The sequence below is a fragment of the Ruminococcus sp. NATIVEDY161 genome (assembly GCF_045819895.1).
In the GTDB taxonomy this organism is placed as follows: Bacteria; Bacillota; Clostridia; order Oscillospirales; family Acutalibacteraceae; genus Ruminococcoides.
In genome coordinates this window covers 1,977,077-1,992,643 of record NZ_CP162392.1, presented here as the reverse complement: position 1 = coordinate 1,992,643, position 15,567 = coordinate 1,977,077, and the positions used below count along the sequence as shown (strand labels likewise).

Below are 15,567 nucleotides of genomic sequence, written 5' to 3'. Positions count from 1 at the left end.
GCAATTCACCTCCATTCAAAGTATTGCTGTGTGCTGATAAAAAACTTGACAGCATATCTCAGATAGTCGATGATGGTAGTATCATCTAAACGAATGCTGAGAAAGGCATAGAGCAAGGTCGCCGCCGCGGGAAGGAAAATGTGTGTCTGCACCAAAATCACAACCGATAGCAGTGCGGCAATGCCCATAATCAAAAAATCCCGCAGATTCCAAAGCCAAAGGTTTGCCTTTGCACGGAGATTCTGCGGATAAATATATTGTGTCATTGTATTCCTCCAAATAAAAAGACGCCGCATTTCAGCAGCGTCTTGATAAAAAATATTTTTTACTCTTTTTACAGCGTCAAATCAAAGGAATCCTGTTCCGTTTCATCCTCGGAAGGTTCTTCCGAAATAATTTCCCGAACAACGCATTGTCCGTTTAGAATAAATGCCTTTACGAAGTTGCGGTTTATCTCAATAGGGATTCCGGCAAAGCATTCATCTATCATTTCATCCGTAATTTCCGGCAGTAGCAAATCTTGCAGCATAGACTTTGCTGTGGGATTGCTTTGGACAAAATCGCGGAAAAAGCCGATGATTCCGTCGTGCTCACGGTTGGTGCTGTTTGGGTATCCGCGAGATATGAGCGCGATGTTATTGTCGTAGTTCGGCGCCATGGAGATAATCTCTCCTGTATGTGCGTCACGCAGGAATCCGAAATTTTCTGTGTGCCGATCCATGTTATAGCATATGCTGTCCAACCAGATGATTTTGAGATACTGTTCGGCAAGCTGCGGCGAAATTGCGTAGATTTCGTCAAAGCAAACGCTGTAATCATCGTTATCACCGACAAGCGCAGACATCGGTTCGAAGTTATATGACGTTCCGTCCGTGAAGTTTTTTGAACGGATATATCCGTCGTGAAGCTCATAATGAACCATGTCAAAGCCCAGCTTTTCACCGAGCCTGCAGATAAACAGCTCCGAAAAATATTCGTTTTGATTACCGCTCTTATACATCCACCAAGCTCCGTCAATCAGCCGCCAGCACTTTTCGTAGCTTCCGGTGTTGGTCAGCTCCGGCGTTCTGGACGGCTTGTGAGAAAAGCCGTTTGGATCTCCTCGCAGTGCAAGACTGTCAAAGTAATTCTCCTTGAAGCGAATATCCTCATAGGTTGCATTTGAACCCTCGGGTCGGAACCAATATCGATCCGTTATGGTTGCGGCATTCACGGCGAGCGCAATCTGCGCGTCATCAGCTGTATGCAAGCGAAGCGCTTTTTTCAGCAGTCTTGAGTTTGTTCTGTGAGTATCAATGGCGCGTGATGCAAGCCATCCCTCAAAATCCTTTGTCCTTTTTAAGTACAAAGGCAGGAGCGTATCATCACAATCGGTGATTTCGCCTTTTTTTACGGTGGCAATCACCTTATCCTCTGATAATAGTTCTCCCGTAATACTGATCATTTTCTCGCCGCCTTTCGTATGAGATAAGCATCCTTTCCGCAGTTTTTCCGTTGTTCACAGTATACCCTATATTTTTGAAACAGTCAATAGAGTATATAATCATCATTACTGCATTTCTCCGATTCCTATGCCATTGTCAAAGGCATCCTCACAGAACTCCTTGGGTGTCTGATGATAAGCCTCATGGATTTTTGCTGTGATAAGGTCTTTCATGAGCTGTGATTCCGCATTGGTTGGAATGTAATCGAAGTACGATGAGCCGTCATCGCGGTCTATCTCACATTCGACTGAAAGCGTATCCTCATACGGATTATACCTTCCATACATATTCAGCCATGTGTCCTCATCGTGAGATATGTTAATGTTGAATTTACTGTTTACATCAAACCAGCATTCAAAACTTACAAGGATTTCCTCCCCTATATAACAATCGACATCCATATCATGCTCAACATCGAGGTCTCCCTTAGTAAATTCTCCGTTTGTGTTCATGTGCCTCGCCTCACTTTACAGCCCGGGCAACCGAACGCGTCAGATTAACCGCTGTAGTTGTTGCGTGAACAACGCTCATCATATTAACCTTAACCGAACTATCCAAACCGAACTGCTGTGCAATACGCGGCACTTCATTTGCCGACAGCAGAATGCCCATGCCGAGCAGCATGTTGTCCGGGAATGTCAGTAAGCCGAGATATAGGATGCTTGTCTGTAAAAAAGCGGTCAAACAAATGGCCGCAACCTGCTTCATCCACTGCACAAATCCGTCTGTGTATCCTCTCGGTACGGAAAACATATACAATGAGCCAACCGCCATTTGTATCAGCAAGATACCACCGCGCTTGATATTCTGGAAGAATATTTTGACCACACAGTATGCAAATGCAATAAGGCACAGTAAATTAAACAAATTAAAGTTGGTTTGTGCCGACACCTTAAATGTTCCTTCTAAAACAGAGGTGCTTTCTCCGGCCAAATCTACCGATTTTCCCGCTACCATAAGCCCTGTTATTCCATGGGCGAAGGTGTTCTGTAGGGATATACAGAATTTGTATAATTCAACCGGGACTATACCAATAAGCGAACAGGCAAAGAAACCCTTCAGCACGTTGATTGAGGCAGTTTTAATATTGGCTCTGCCGTTTTGATACTCTATGGCAACATCAAAAATTGCCACTACGGTTCCGGCCGCAAACAATGCCCAGCCAAAGTAGGTAAACAAGGTAACGGTTGCCTGCACCCAACTCAGGTCAAACATTTCCGCACCCATTTTGCCCATTTCCGTAAAGAAATTGGCTACCGCGTTATAAATCATCTCATAAACCCATTTCAGAATGGCGTCAAAGATGGCGTTTGCGATTTGTGTGCCTAAAAAGCTCACCATTCCACCAATTGCATTGGAGATGGCTTCAACGATTTGTCCGATCCAATCGAACATCTATTTATCACTTCCTTTAAACAGATACAACCGCCGTGTGACGGTTGCCTGATTTGTTGATAAAAATACCGCCTATGTACAGCTACACAGACGGTTCGTTATTTGTTTTTGAGATTGCTCGTTTTAATTCAGCACCGCGAATGAATCCAATTTTAAAAGCGTGAAGCTCATGCAGCCCGATTAGTTTATCAAAACCATCTCGGTACTGCTTAACAAGCTGCTGAATATTTTCATCCTGATTTGTAAGTTGTGCCGCAACCTGAGAAAGATTCGACGATAACTCCTTGTACTTTGGGTCAGTTGCAATGTGAACAGCTATTTCTTCTTCAGGATAGATGTCTCCGTGATAAAGCTCACTGAAAAAATCCATTATTTCGCCTCCTTTCAGCCAACAAGAATACCACGTTTTTTACGCAAGTCCAGCTAAAAAGCCAAATTTTTGGAAAACCTTTTATACAGTCAAACAGCCGTCAAGACCTTTTTATCCTGACGGCTGTTTCCGTTATAAGATTTGTATTGATAAGGTTTCGGGATTAATTACAAAAATTGTTTTTCCCTTCTCCTGCGCGTAACGAACTGTATTCCCGGTGCCGCTGGGATTTCCGTTCCAGACAGCTATTACGATTTCAGACGAATCCACCATATACCGGTTTCTCTTTTGCATACAATCCTTATCGTAATGATGCTGAACCAAGGTTTCCTTATCGCACTGCTCCGCAATCCAAAAATAGCGGTCACGCTGTGATTCTGTCCATTTTACTGCCTGTTCCTCACAAGGGATGGCACATTCCAAAGTGACTTCGGGATGTTTGTCACGAAGAGCAATTACCATTTCGGCGCACATTTGGTCTATTCCAAGCGCCATGCCTGAAATAAAATGTGTTACGAGATTTTCTTTTATCAGTTTGTTCATCAGATTCCATATCACCATGCGAAGCTTAATACACTGCGGATCTTGCTCGTTATAGCCATACGAAAGCGACTGCGGTCTATGACCGGTGAAACAACACGTTAAATTCTCCATACTTTAACCACCTATCTGTATATTAGCGTTATATTATATATCGCTAATACATAGTATATCATAAAGCAGTGTAAAAGTCTGTCGAATTTTGAAATTTAATAATATAATAATATAAAAAAGCTGCATGAAAAATTCACACAGCCTTCGTTTATTTGCTTTTCGCCTGTTTCACCATAAGCTCTACCATGTCAAGGATTCTTTGTTGTTCCTCGTTTGGCAGACTGCTGATTTGCTCCGACAAGATACTCGCCTTAGCCTTCGTGGAGTGTGTCAGCACATCACAGAAAATGGCGTCAGCGGAGGTTTCCAAGCCATTGAGCAGAAGGATAAGTTTTTCGCACCTTGGAAAAGACGCGCCTCGCTCAATTGTAGAGATATAGTTTGTGGTTAAACCAAGCTTTTCGGAAAGAGCTTCTTGTGTTAAGCCGAGTTCTTCACGGCGCTGTTTGAATCGCCTGCCGATTCTTTTATCAATCATATATCACACCTAATTTCAATCTAATTTGCTTATACATAGTATAAATTGAAACGGCAGATTATAAAAGAAACGATAATACACAGTATCGTTATTAGCGTTGTAGTTTATATAGGTTTTTAAATAACCGACCAAATGTAAAGCGGCGCCGTGATGGTAAAAATCAGGCACGCGAACAAAATCGCCGGAGCCGTGAACTCAAACTGGCCGTGCTTTCGGTAGTCAAAATACGCTGAACCAATCTTGACAAAGAACAGGATTGCCAAAATCATATCCAACACGGGAAAGACAACATTGTTTACCACGTTTTGAATCTGTGATTTGGCGTCATTCCATGTGCTTTCAATCGCTGATGACACATCGCCTGCGGCGAATACGGTTGCACAAGAACAGGCAATCATAATGATAACAAGCAAAGCACTCAAAATCAAGTTAAGTCTTTTCATTTTCATAAAGCTTTCCTCCTAACTTTTTCCGAATCATATCTTCCGTGATATAGCGGATTCGGATATTCATAATCTTACAGAAGTCAATCTCCTTCTGCATTCCCTGAGAGATAACATCGCCGAACACCCACATTTCGTCGCAAAACCAAAGCAGGCTCTGACCTGCTTTCATACCGATGCTTCGTTCAACGGGATTATCGTCGTTGAGACAAAGCGCGTAAAAATGCGGCACAACCGGAGCTGTGCCGCACCTGAGCGCGTATTCGGTATATTTCTTGACGTTTTGCAGGTTTTCTCCGATGTTACCTGCGATCGGTGCGCAAATATAAACCTTTTTCAGCATTACTCATCGTCACCGTCATCCTTCTTCTTTTTCAAGAAAAGAATTGCACAGGCGACGATGCCGCCGAGAGCCAGCGCGCCAAGACCGATAAAGAATCCGGTCATATTGGAATCACCGGTCTGCGGTGTAGAAGGAGGTGTTTCTTTTTCGTTGGTCATCTCCGCCTTGACGATCTGACCGTTCTCGGTAATTTCAAATTCGTGAGGAGTGGTGTCGATAATGTATCCCTCGGGAGCGTCGAATTCCTCATAGGTGTACTTACCTGCGCGAAGCTTAAACTTGGCAACACCGTTTTCGTCGGTATAGCCCTCTGCGACTACCTTGCCGTCAGCGTCCTTGATGCGGAAGCCTGCTTTGGGAAGCGGCTTGCCGGTTGCAACATCCTTCTTGGTGATTTCAAGCTCACCGGTGGACGGCTTGTTGATAAAGCCGACACCTGCTTTATTTTCGACGGTCACAATATCATCATCCTCGACAATCTCAAAGTAATAGTAGTTATCATCCTTCTCAAAGCCCTTGGGTGCCTCCTTCTCGTAAAGGAAGTATCCGCCTGCAGGAAGATTGTTGAGGTAATAATCGCCTGCCTTAACAGGAGACTCGTTCATTTCACCGATAAGGGTATCCACTTCTGCGTTATACGTTTTGTCGCCGTCAACATCAGCGTAGATTTCAAACTTTGCACCCTGCAGCTTGTTGTCGGGATATTCCTCGTCAACCTTTGTGGTATAAACCGTACCGCGCTTCAATTCATTGACAAATTCCTTGTCGCCGGAGATATCGAAGTGCTGTACTTCCATATCACCGGTATAGGCAAATTCAAAGGGATATTTTTTGTTGTCAATGATGTAGTGCTTATCGGTGGCATACTCCTGTACATAGTATTTGCCGAACGGAATCTCTGTGTTGAACTGCACCTTGCCGTTTTCATCGCAGTTGATAATCTCAATAAGACCATTCTTCGGGATTACCTTGCCGTCGGCAGCTTTGATGTCCTCATCTGCGAACAGCGCAAATGCGACGTTTTTAATCTCTCCGTTGTCGCCGATACCGAGAAGGTCATATTTTTCAAGAGCCTTCTGTAATGTAATTTCAGCCTTCTGGCGAATGTTATTTACCTTGATATCGGTGTTGGTAATCTCTACATTCTGACCGCCGTAGGTGATTTCGACAGTAATGGATTTGCCGTTGGAAAGATAGCCATACGGACTCTTGCTTTCGGTTACGGTATACTTACCTGCATACAATTCCTTGGAAGTTGCCTTGCCGTTCTTTCCGGTGGTGACGGTATCAACAACTTCGCCCTTCTTATACTGCACCGTGCCGTCGGCTGTTTTAATATCCTCCGCGGCTGTAATGGTAAACTCAGCACCTTCAAGCGCGCTGCTCTTGTAGACAGGCTGATACTTGATAACCGGCTTCATTTCTTCTGCCGGAGCTGTCGGCTCGGTTGACTCAATGGGTTCGGTTGGAGCAGTCACGTCAACAGGTACTGTTGCTTCATCAACATTGACGGTGGTATTTTCAATCGGAACCGTCGTTTCTTCCACAGGTGCGGTGGTTTCTTCCACTGCTGCGGTCACAGGCTCGGTCACTTCTTCCTCGGTCACAGAGGAGAAAATATCGCCGGTCTTAAATATGGTGATAGTACCTTTCTTCAGCGTGTTGTGGAATGTAACTGTCGCGGTTTTGTTATTCTCTACGGTAACCATTTTAGGCTCCTGCGTAACATATCTGTCGGAAGGAGTTTCCGTTACCGTATAAGTACCGGGGCGGAGACCTGAAAGATGGATTTTACCACTTGCGTCGGTTTTTACAGTTTTCGTGTAGTTATCTCCGCTGATGGTAAACTCAATATCACTTACAACACCGTCTTCGGAGGTTTTGATAATGTCGCAGTCACCGGTATTAAGCGTGTTGTGGAACTTCACCTCTGCAGTCTTACCGTTTTCTACGGTAACTGTTTTTGCAGGCTGTTTCACATACTTATCCGAAGGAGCTTCGGTTACGGTGTATGTGCCGGGGACAAGGCCTGCGAGAATCAGCTCGCCCTTTTCATTGGTTTTCGCTGTCTGATTATAATTGTCACCTGTTACGGTAAATTCAACACCGCTGATATTACCGTCCTCGGCAGTCTTGACAATTTTCAGATGTCCTGCACTGGTTTTCAGCTTGAATACAGACGGAACCGGGTCGGGAGCTGCCAGACCGACGATGACATCCTGCTTATTCGCATCACCAAACGCGACAAGAACGGAATTGCCTGAAACAGTCGGCACATTCTTATTGATAGCCAATGTTTTTCCCTCGGTAATAGGCGAATTAGTCGCCAGCGTCATGGAATTACCCGAGATGCTGACAGCGATATTTCCGCTTGTCTTGTAGTTAAACTTGTTGAGTACACCGTTGTTATCGGTTAAGGTGACGGTATATTTTCCATTCTTATACTGCATGGTGTGAGTAGGCGCTTTCGACGCAAGGTTTGCCGCAAAGGAAGGAACGGTATGGTGGTTCGCCATTGCCCTCGCAATGGTATTGTACACAGCTTTCACACCGGGGTTATGGTCACCTGCTGTAAGCGCGTCAATGAACTTAGTGTTGGTACATTTGAAGCCTGCGCCTGTTTCACGACAGCCGCAAAGGAGCTCCCAAACAATCACCTGTGTAGCAATCCACTGTTGCCCTTCGGTATAGCCGAGATTTTTGGCGTTGCCGGGCTTACCATAGAGAAGCGCGATATTAACCGCCTTTTGCTTATCTTTACTCACGCCATCCCATACAGATGACTTGCCCTCAATCAGCGTATTGCCCGAGTAAAGGCTGTAGCCGGGCTGAATGCAGTATGCATCCTTGCCGTCGGCATAAATGCGGCAAAGCTCCTCGCCGGGTGTACCAACCGTAATGCCGTTGTGGGTAACGGTGCCGTAGTAGGTAATGATGTTGCCGCCGGTATCATAGGCGTAATCAAAGGTAATCGTTGCCGGATCGCCTGTCGCCGCATTTGCCGGAATGATAAAAATAGTTGATAAAAGCGTAATGACCGCGAGGATAATCGCGCCTGCGCGAGTCATCTTTGATTTTGAAATATTAGTTTTCATGAAAATCCTTTCCTTTCATTATTAGATAAAATAATAGCAGAGGTCGTCCTCTGCCGATTGTTCTTCTATTCTGTTTTCTGAATCATGTTTATCATCACATCCTTATTTTGATGTAGTATTTTACTGTGAAATGCCGCCGCCCTGCTGCTGTGCAAGGTAGTCGTTCATTTCATCCTCGTCGTACACGAAATAGTCAGCGCCGCCGTTCCACATAGAGACATAGAGGTCGCCGTCCTCGGTTTCTATCGGGCGCTGTTCAAGACTTTCTCCAAGTCCGTCTGCATTTTGACCGATGATCCACTCCCGCAATACTTCTTTTTCTTCTGCTGTAATCGGTTCTTTGAGCCGGATGTCCACCTTACCATAGAGGGTATCATTTCGGTCAACAATATCCCATTTACATGACACCATTTTCTTCTGCAAGTTGTCATCATCAAAAAAGAAGTCTTTCATGTCCGTTCCGTCTAAATCCTGCTCCTTTTGAAGCAGATCGCGGATATCCCATTCGTAGCACTGGAGCAGGCTGTTGTCAACCTCATACTGACCGTAGCCGTCATCTTCGTCCATGTTGCCGATAAGCGGAAAGTAAAAGTTTTCGGTAAACCTGCCCACTTCATCCGTCATGCGCTCAATATCGGCGATAAGCTCCGCGGGCGTGTCGTATTGGTCGTGAACAATGTTCATTTCCAAATCGTCGCGGATTTCTTCAATAGAGTTTTCTAAAATCTGCAGCGTCTTGTTAACATCAAAAATGGTGTCGTTTTCCGTAAAAATCAGGGACAAATGCTTTCCGATGTCGTTCTCGCCGAACAGCTTGACACTGAATTCGTTATCTTCATCGTCGGCAATCCGAAGCTTATCCCAAAACTTTTTTGTAATGCCGATGGAGTCGAGCTTTAAAGCCAAGTCGTAACGGTCGCGCGGCAGGTTAAGGATAAGGGTGCCCCTCGAATACTGTACTAAAGCGGTTAGTAACATTTGATTTCACCTCCAAAAAAGAAAAGCCACAAGGCTTTTGAAACCTCATGGCTTTGATTGTTTATTACTTTGTACTGATGAAATAAATCAGAATTTATAATTGAAGCAGAGACGAAAGTTTCTTGCCAAATAAAACTCCTACTAAACATAACCCTACACTGAGTACTACATACAAACCTCCAAGCACAAACATCTTCCTTTCAAATAAAGAAAAAGCTTCAAGTGAGAATGTGGAAAAAGTAGTAAAGCCTCCGCAAACTCCTGTTTTCCAAAACAAAAGTGTGTTGGGAGATTTATCATGTGCTATTCCGATAACAAAGCCTATAGCTAATGCGCCGATGAAATTTGTTATCAATGTCAGAAACGGGAAATCCGTTTTACAAGGTATCAAACTGATTGTATATCTTAATGCCGACCCCAGCGCACCGCCAAGCGCTACAAATAAAAAACTCATATCGTTCTCCTGATTCTTTTATAAGAATTATTCCATCGTTAAATTCCGATTTATCTTAGTAACATCATATCATATTTAACTCAACCTGTCCATCACATTTTGTAAGGACACAAAGGGCGGATAGATGGTAAATGACGACATACTCTGCAAGTGGACGTCGGGATGATGGAGAAACTTTTCGCCTCTGCCGGTGAAGGCTGCGACCTCATATTCATTGGCAGTAAAGACCTCACCATCGCCGTAGATGAATGTTTCAACCTCAGCTTTGACGGATTCACAACCGAGGTTATCCGACATAAATTTCTGATAGATAGTCCAATCTTCCAAATCGTAATTATCGTGCGGACAGCCGGAGCAGAGCAGCGAGGCAGTGTTGCCGTTATCAGCGGTCAGCGTCACCTTTGAAAACATCACGCTCATGCCATTTCCTCCATTGAGAGTTCTTCATCGTTTGACACATGCTCACACACCCAGCCCACAAGTTCGTTAAACAGTTCGTGTTGTCGGGAATTTGTCATCTTTACATTCCTCCCAAATGCATACCGCTGCTCTCATCTTCAAGCGCGTTTTCAATCTCACTCATGTAATTGGCACCGTCATAGTAGAGGAAGCCGCACGAGGTGAAATGTCCAGAATGTTCTTCGGCAATGTACTCACCGAATTTTTCAAAGTCGAAGAAGTCCAATAAATCCGGGGAAATTTCAAGGTCGGTGGATTGGTCAAGATAATAGCGTCCAACGCCGGCAAAATCGTATTTGTCGATATCTGTTATCAGTTCCAAATCGTCAAGATAGTTGATTAGTGTGATGATGTTCTTGGAGGAAGTCACGCCCGTCATTTCAATAGCCGCGTCGAGTTTCTCTGTATCCACACCGTAAGTGTAAAACTGATATGCAAGCGCGTTCAACCCACCAATGCCCTCGTTATCCAAGATATCCTCAAACTTTACAGCAAATCTTCCGTAGTTGGGATTCTCAAATTCGTATGTGCATTCACAATCCTCGATGGATGCTGCGCCGAGCCTGCGAACGGCTTTATCAATGGCGAGCATTGATTCGGGAAGGAACAGGCTCTCACACCTTCCTTTGTAGGTAAGGTCAACATTAACGATAAAATCCTTGTATGCGAAGCCGGGCAGCACCCGTCCGTCATAGACTGCATCCATCGGCTTGTTTTCGACAAACAGCAAGCCGTGTTCCGTGAATATTCCGCGCCCTGAGCCGAGAAGCTTTCTGCCGATTTCTGCATATTTTGCGTCATATCTTGAATCTGCAGGAACACTGCCTTCGGTGTTGAGCGTGTAAGCCCTGCCTACCTTTGCCATGTCGCTTACATCCTTGATAACGGTGAACTTGTCAAGGTTATAGGTTAGGTTTATCAACTCTTTCAGTGTTTTGAAATTCTCGTGTTCTGCCGCAACATAGAACTGCTCCAGCTCGTCATCCGTAAAGGAATTAAGCCGTTTGGCAAGGAAGTTCAGCTCATCCAGATTAATGTCTTTCGCGCTGAGCGTAGACAGCTCCGAAGGATAGTGGATATCCTCAACGAAGAATGGTAATGTTGTGTCCGTCGGCATTTTTGACTCTGTCAGAATGTCGTTGAGTAAATCATCACTGACAGGGAAATCAATTTCAGCGGATTTCCCGTCATAGCTTATATGTGCTGAAATATACATGTTATCATCTCCAATCTGAAATCCCCGAACCATTGCTGATTCGGGGATTGTGATTTATTATCCGTATACTACATAGATTTGTCCGCCGCTTGCAATTACATTGAACATAATATCGGACGGCGCTGTGCCCAAGCCTGCATAGTAGTACGGGACGTAATCAACGTCGCCGTAGCAGGCAGCGGTGGCAGCGGCGGTATCGGTGTAACTGCTGATATCTGTCGGCGGAAACCATCCGGCATTGCCGATACCGAGTGAACCGTTGTAAACCATGCCAAGCTGCTGACCGTATGCAATCAGGTTGCTGACAATCTGACTGTAATCGACTTCTTCCTTTTCTGTGGGAGGTTCTGTCGGCTTTGGAGTGGGCTTGGATTGTTCTTTCTCCGCCGGTGCTGTTGTTACTCTCTGCATTTGCTCACGGCTTTGCTTAGCGGTATTGCCTTGCGAGGGTGGTTTGCTTTGTTTAGAGGCAACCGATGAATAGGAATTGTTTCCTGATCTCACGCTTGTGGTATCAGGTTTACTGTTCTCTGAAACGCGGCTCTGTTGCGGCGACGTTGGGCTAACGTCTGCTTTTTTCGGCGTAGTCGGGTACGTTCCCGACTGTTCCTGAAAAGCCGACACAGCCGATTTCTCGGCGTTCTCCGTTTCAGTGTGGCTGTCGGATTCGGTGCGCCGTTCCGGTATTTCGGATGGCGTAGCTACGGATGGAATGGAAGTTGTTTCCGTGCTGTTTTCTGCCTGTGAACAGGCACTGAAGCTGCTTGCTGCCATTAAGATGGCTAAGATGACTGCTAACTTTTTCATACGTCATCCCCCTTTCAACGAGCAGTATACTGTCACTGTTTCGGAAAGTCCAGCGAGAATCGGAAAAATTTTACATTGAAGGCGCAAAACCCATACTGCCGTCCTCATCCTCGTCGAACGGTAAATCCTCATCGTCGTCCAAATCGGTGAAGCCATCGTTTTGACTTTCTTCCAACGCCTGATTGTAAGCGTCAAGCACCTGCTTATTGATGGCTTCGCGCACTTCTTTGGTGACCGCGTGGGCAATGTCGCTGTACTGTGTGTTGCCGTTGCTGTCCTTGTAGGAACGGTTCGGCATGGATACGAACAAACCCTTGCGCGAGTCCATCACGCGGATGCCATGAATGGCTACCGCACCTGCGACATTGATGCCGGCGTAAGCTCTGGTATTGCCGTCGCCGTCAACGAGACGGTCAATTTTCGCGCGGATAGCCGGAGCGTTCTGTTTCCGTGTCTGCTGATTCTGATTGTTTCTCTGATTGTTATTTCTGTATGTTTGTGCCATAATAATCTCTCCTTCTTAAAATCCATAAAAAATGAACCCGACGTCCGACTGGGTTTCGTCATCGGAAATGTTCTCGGGTTCAGCGTATTTTTCCATATACTTGTTGACTTCCTCGTCCGTTAATGAGCGAAAGTCTTCTCCTGTGTCACCGCAGATAAAAAACGGCCCGGCAATGATACCGCCGCCGTCAAGGTGACGGTTGCCCTGCATTCCTCTGAGCTTGCTTTCTTCGTTACCGACCAGCACACAGCCATCATCCATAAAAATCGGTTCAATGAGTCCGTTCCCGACGGCGCGCTGCATACTGCGAAGGTCATTGCCAATCTCCGCTTCATACGGTGCTTTGCTGGGTTCAACATAAAGCACACGCATGAGATTTTCGGGTTTTTGTGTCTGCGATTCATCAAATTCGATTTGTTTGAATCCAACTGAATCACAGAAGAACGCGCCTTTATCGGTCACGACCACGTCGGAAACCGACAAAGCATGCCCCCTGTGGAGCGGATGTTTTTCCGTGTTAAAACGAGTATAGATTTCCTCGAGATTGTCGGTATCAAGCTCCGCATTGAATACCTCATCATAAAGCGAATAGTCAACGGAATTAACACCCATAAATTTCTTCATGCTTTCTAATCCGAGAAACTTAATCAAGTGACGGTCGCGGTCAGTGTTCATCTGATAAATTTTTACTCTCATGACTGAGTCACCTCCGTTTCATCAATCGTCAGCTTTTCTCTGATGTCATTGAGCTTATCAAGCGCCCAATCGGGTAAAGCATCGTCATTTGCCACGCCGTAAAAATCATGGCGGCGGAAGGACGTGAATTCATCATCCTTCAAAAAGAATCCAAACACCCTTGCACCAACCTTTTTCGGATTGCAGCCGAAGCCGTCTGTGGCGTAGAAAAGCTGAAAATCGGATTTTCTGTATTCGTCAGCGAGAACCGTCGGCTTGAGAATCAGCAACTGGCCTTCGTAATCTGTTTCATCTGTTACGGCAGCTCTGTCAAACAGTCCCAGCTCGTTCCAAGCTGCTCTGAGCTGATTGGCGAAAATATCTACTAAACCCGGGTGAGCTGTCACACAGAAATGCCAGTTTTGGTCGCTGCTCAACACATCAAAACCTGCTGCCCACTTCTTGTTTTCATCGGAATACCTTCCATCCTGAATGCCCTCGCGGATGGTGTTGGCAATTACCCAATTGACGCGGTCAAAACCGTATTTTTCAATCATCGGCTGAACGCAATTGTCAAGGATGTTGTCGTGATAATGACTGTTAATGGCGTCGGTAATTTCGTTGGCGCATTTGCAGTTTTCGCGGTGACTCTCACGCCACTTCTCAACTTCATCAAACTCGATAGCATTCTGAAGCGTATAGCGGTATAGCGGTTTAAATATTGACATTCTCGTTGCTCCCCTGTTGATTGGCAACCTGCATGGAAAGATGAACGAGAGCGGCCGCCTTCTGTTCGGGAGACAGGCTGTTAAGGAAATCAAGTAGGGTTTCCTTTTTTTCCTTAATCGGCGTTCTCGGAATGCAGTTGCAGATGCTTTCACGTCTGATAATGATGCTGTCATCATCCAATTCCTCGAAGGACAGAATGTCACCGCGCTGAAGTTCAAGGCTGTCGCGGATTTTCTTGGGGATGGTCGTTTTGCCGTATTTACCCAAAAATCTGAAAATAATGTCGCCGGTCATAATTTTCTCCTTAACAATTCGTTTCGTCGCAGTCAATTTCGCGGAAAGGGCAAGTGTTGCAATCACCGTCGCAAAGGCATTTATCGTCGGGCTGTGCTTTCTGAATGATGATTTTCTCATCCTCAACACCGATTTCAAATGCGTCGCCGGGTTCAATGCCCGCATCAATAAGTGCCTCTACAGGCATAGAAATAAATACATTTGGGCTTGTGCTCAAGTTGATAATTTGCATGTAATAATACACTCCTTTAATATTTTCATATAGTCGAACTTCTCGGCGTCATCAAAAAGATTCATCTGCAACGGAAGATTCTTGACACGCTCGTAAAAGTCATAATTTGCGATAAGTAATTCTTTAAACTCTTTTCCCGCTTCATATCGTTGTGCCATTGAATGAGTACGGGTAAAATCAAAGATTTCAAAATCCTTGTACAATTCCCGAATCTCCGGACAATCGTTATATGACAATAGGAATTTGCCTTTGATGTTACCTAATAAATCTCGCAATCTCTTGTGGTCGTCCGTTCCGAATCCGCCGGGGTACATTCCCTCGGTGGCAAAATACGGTGGATCAAGATAAAAAAACGCATCTCCGCGGTCATAGTGCTGCACCAGCGTTTCAAAATCCTGATTTTCAACAACCACATTCGCCATACGGTTTTCAAGCTGCTGTATCAAATGAAACAGCTTACGAATATCAAATGGCTGAGATGCAAATGATTTACCGCTGCTTGAATAACTGTAACGCTGTAATTTCAAATACATCGCCGCTTTGCGAACATCGTAATCTTGCTCGATGCGAAGGCGTAACTCTTTGAGTTCTTTTGCCTGTGCGGGCGGCAACATGATTTCGGTCAGTTCCAATTCCTCAGCAAGATAATCATCGGTAAAGATTTCATGCTCAAAGAATTTTCTTAAAACATCAAAATCATCTCTGGAATTGAGATTGCAAAAACCAAGCTCGCGGATGACTGCCATTGGTCTGACTTTCATACATCGAAAGAGATTCACCAAATTGCGGTCAAAATCGTTATATACCTCAAAGGCGTCAATTGTCGGCTTGCCGAGCAACACACTGCCCGAACCGCCGAAAACATCTATAAATCTGCCGTAATGAAGCGGAAACAGATTATAGATTATATGTAGGATAGAAGTTTTATTTCCTACTCGTGATACCGGTGTTCTGAT

General features: G+C 45.0%; 21 protein-coding genes. All 21 read right to left on the bottom strand.

Translation table 11 applies throughout. The features are described 5' to 3' along the window. Nucleotides 1-5: 5 nt before the first annotated feature. The gene (locus AB1I50_RS09585; RefSeq protein WP_407723804.1) at nucleotides 6-266 is read right to left on the bottom strand and encodes a hypothetical protein; all 261 of its coding nucleotides are present in this window, start codon (nucleotides 264-266) and stop codon (nucleotides 6-8) included. Nucleotides 267-334: 68 nt separating this feature from the next. Continuing rightward, nucleotides 335-1,444 (bottom strand): HipA domain-containing protein, encoded by a 1,110-nt coding sequence (locus AB1I50_RS09580; RefSeq protein WP_407723803.1) that lies wholly within the window; start codon nucleotides 1,442-1,444, stop codon nucleotides 335-337. A 105-nt stretch (nucleotides 1,445-1,549) separates the two neighbouring features. Further along, nucleotides 1,550-1,936: a hypothetical protein gene (locus AB1I50_RS09575; protein WP_407723802.1), complete on the bottom strand. Its 387-nt coding sequence runs from the start codon at nucleotides 1,934-1,936 to the stop codon at nucleotides 1,550-1,552. 10 nt (nucleotides 1,937-1,946) lie between these two features. Further along, nucleotides 1,947-2,825: a conjugal transfer protein TrbL family protein gene (locus AB1I50_RS09570; protein ID WP_407725335.1), complete on the bottom strand. Its 879-nt coding sequence runs from the start codon at nucleotides 2,823-2,825 to the stop codon at nucleotides 1,947-1,949. A 136-nt stretch (nucleotides 2,826-2,961) separates the two neighbouring features. After that, nucleotides 2,962-3,249, bottom strand: coding sequence for a DUF6809 family protein (locus AB1I50_RS09565; protein WP_407723801.1), 288 nt, complete (start codon nucleotides 3,247-3,249; stop codon nucleotides 2,962-2,964). A 132-nt stretch (nucleotides 3,250-3,381) separates the two neighbouring features. Then, nucleotides 3,382-3,903 (bottom strand): SLOG family protein, encoded by a 522-nt coding sequence (locus AB1I50_RS09560; protein WP_407723800.1) that lies wholly within the window; start codon nucleotides 3,901-3,903, stop codon nucleotides 3,382-3,384. A 148-nt stretch (nucleotides 3,904-4,051) separates the two neighbouring features. Then, complete coding sequence (locus AB1I50_RS09555; protein WP_316619340.1) at nucleotides 4,052-4,381, bottom strand: helix-turn-helix domain-containing protein; 330 nt, start codon at nucleotides 4,379-4,381, stop codon at nucleotides 4,052-4,054. Nucleotides 4,382-4,497: 116 nt separating this feature from the next. Beyond that, entirely contained in the window at nucleotides 4,498-4,830 is a 333-nt protein-coding gene (locus AB1I50_RS09550; RefSeq protein ID WP_316619339.1) for a DUF3852 domain-containing protein, read from the bottom strand. Beyond that, nucleotides 4,811-5,167, bottom strand: a complete 357-nt coding sequence (locus AB1I50_RS09545; protein WP_407723799.1) for a DUF7768 domain-containing protein — start codon at nucleotides 5,165-5,167, stop codon at nucleotides 4,811-4,813. The genes AB1I50_RS09550 and AB1I50_RS09545 overlap by 20 nt, the downstream gene beginning before the upstream one ends. Continuing rightward, complete coding sequence (locus tag AB1I50_RS09540; RefSeq protein ID WP_407723798.1) at nucleotides 5,167-8,262, bottom strand: SpaA isopeptide-forming pilin-related protein; 3,096 nt, start codon at nucleotides 8,260-8,262, stop codon at nucleotides 5,167-5,169. Before AB1I50_RS09540 ends, AB1I50_RS09545 begins: the two co-directional genes overlap by 1 nt. A 120-nt stretch (nucleotides 8,263-8,382) precedes the next feature. Next, nucleotides 8,383-9,240 (bottom strand): hypothetical protein, encoded by an 858-nt coding sequence (locus tag AB1I50_RS09535; protein ID WP_407723797.1) that lies wholly within the window; start codon nucleotides 9,238-9,240, stop codon nucleotides 8,383-8,385. A gap of 94 nt (nucleotides 9,241-9,334) precedes the next feature. After that, the gene (gene crcB, locus AB1I50_RS09530; protein WP_407723796.1) at nucleotides 9,335-9,694 is read right to left on the bottom strand and encodes a fluoride efflux transporter CrcB; all 360 of its coding nucleotides are present in this window, start codon (nucleotides 9,692-9,694) and stop codon (nucleotides 9,335-9,337) included. Nucleotides 9,695-9,769: 75 nt separating this feature from the next. Next, nucleotides 9,770-10,114, bottom strand: coding sequence for a hypothetical protein (locus AB1I50_RS09525; RefSeq protein ID WP_407723795.1), 345 nt, complete (start codon nucleotides 10,112-10,114; stop codon nucleotides 9,770-9,772). Between the two features lie 100 nt (nucleotides 10,115-10,214). Beyond that, complete coding sequence (locus tag AB1I50_RS09520) at nucleotides 10,215-11,369, bottom strand: hypothetical protein (protein ID WP_407723794.1); 1,155 nt, start codon at nucleotides 11,367-11,369, stop codon at nucleotides 10,215-10,217. A gap of 57 nt (nucleotides 11,370-11,426) precedes the next feature. Further along, nucleotides 11,427-12,176 carry a hypothetical protein gene (locus AB1I50_RS09515; RefSeq protein WP_407723793.1) on the bottom strand — a complete coding sequence of 250 codons (750 nt, stop codon included), beginning with the start codon at nucleotides 12,174-12,176 and terminating at the stop codon, nucleotides 11,427-11,429. Nucleotides 12,177-12,246: 70 nt separating this feature from the next. Continuing rightward, on the bottom strand, nucleotides 12,247-12,681 hold the full coding sequence (locus tag AB1I50_RS09510; RefSeq protein WP_407723792.1) for a septation protein SpoVG family protein: 435 nt from the start codon (nucleotides 12,679-12,681) through the stop codon (nucleotides 12,247-12,249). Nucleotides 12,682-12,696: 15 nt separating this feature from the next. Then, complete coding sequence (locus tag AB1I50_RS09505; protein WP_407723791.1) at nucleotides 12,697-13,377, bottom strand: DUF3846 domain-containing protein; 681 nt, start codon at nucleotides 13,375-13,377, stop codon at nucleotides 12,697-12,699. After that, nucleotides 13,374-14,084 carry a DUF3849 domain-containing protein gene (locus AB1I50_RS09500; protein ID WP_407723790.1) on the bottom strand — a complete coding sequence of 237 codons (711 nt, stop codon included), beginning with the start codon at nucleotides 14,082-14,084 and terminating at the stop codon, nucleotides 13,374-13,376. Before AB1I50_RS09500 ends, AB1I50_RS09505 begins: the two co-directional genes overlap by 4 nt. After that, complete coding sequence (locus AB1I50_RS09495) at nucleotides 14,071-14,379, bottom strand: AbrB/MazE/SpoVT family DNA-binding domain-containing protein (RefSeq protein WP_407723789.1); 309 nt, start codon at nucleotides 14,377-14,379, stop codon at nucleotides 14,071-14,073. Before AB1I50_RS09495 ends, AB1I50_RS09500 begins: the two co-directional genes overlap by 14 nt. A gap of 10 nt (nucleotides 14,380-14,389) precedes the next feature. Next, on the bottom strand, nucleotides 14,390-14,611 hold the full coding sequence (locus tag AB1I50_RS09490; RefSeq protein WP_407723788.1) for an AbrB/MazE/SpoVT family DNA-binding domain-containing protein: 222 nt from the start codon (nucleotides 14,609-14,611) through the stop codon (nucleotides 14,390-14,392). Then, nucleotides 14,593-15,567 (bottom strand): DNA adenine methylase, encoded by a 975-nt coding sequence (locus tag AB1I50_RS09485; protein ID WP_407725334.1) that lies wholly within the window; start codon nucleotides 15,565-15,567, stop codon nucleotides 14,593-14,595. Before AB1I50_RS09485 ends, AB1I50_RS09490 begins: the two co-directional genes overlap by 19 nt.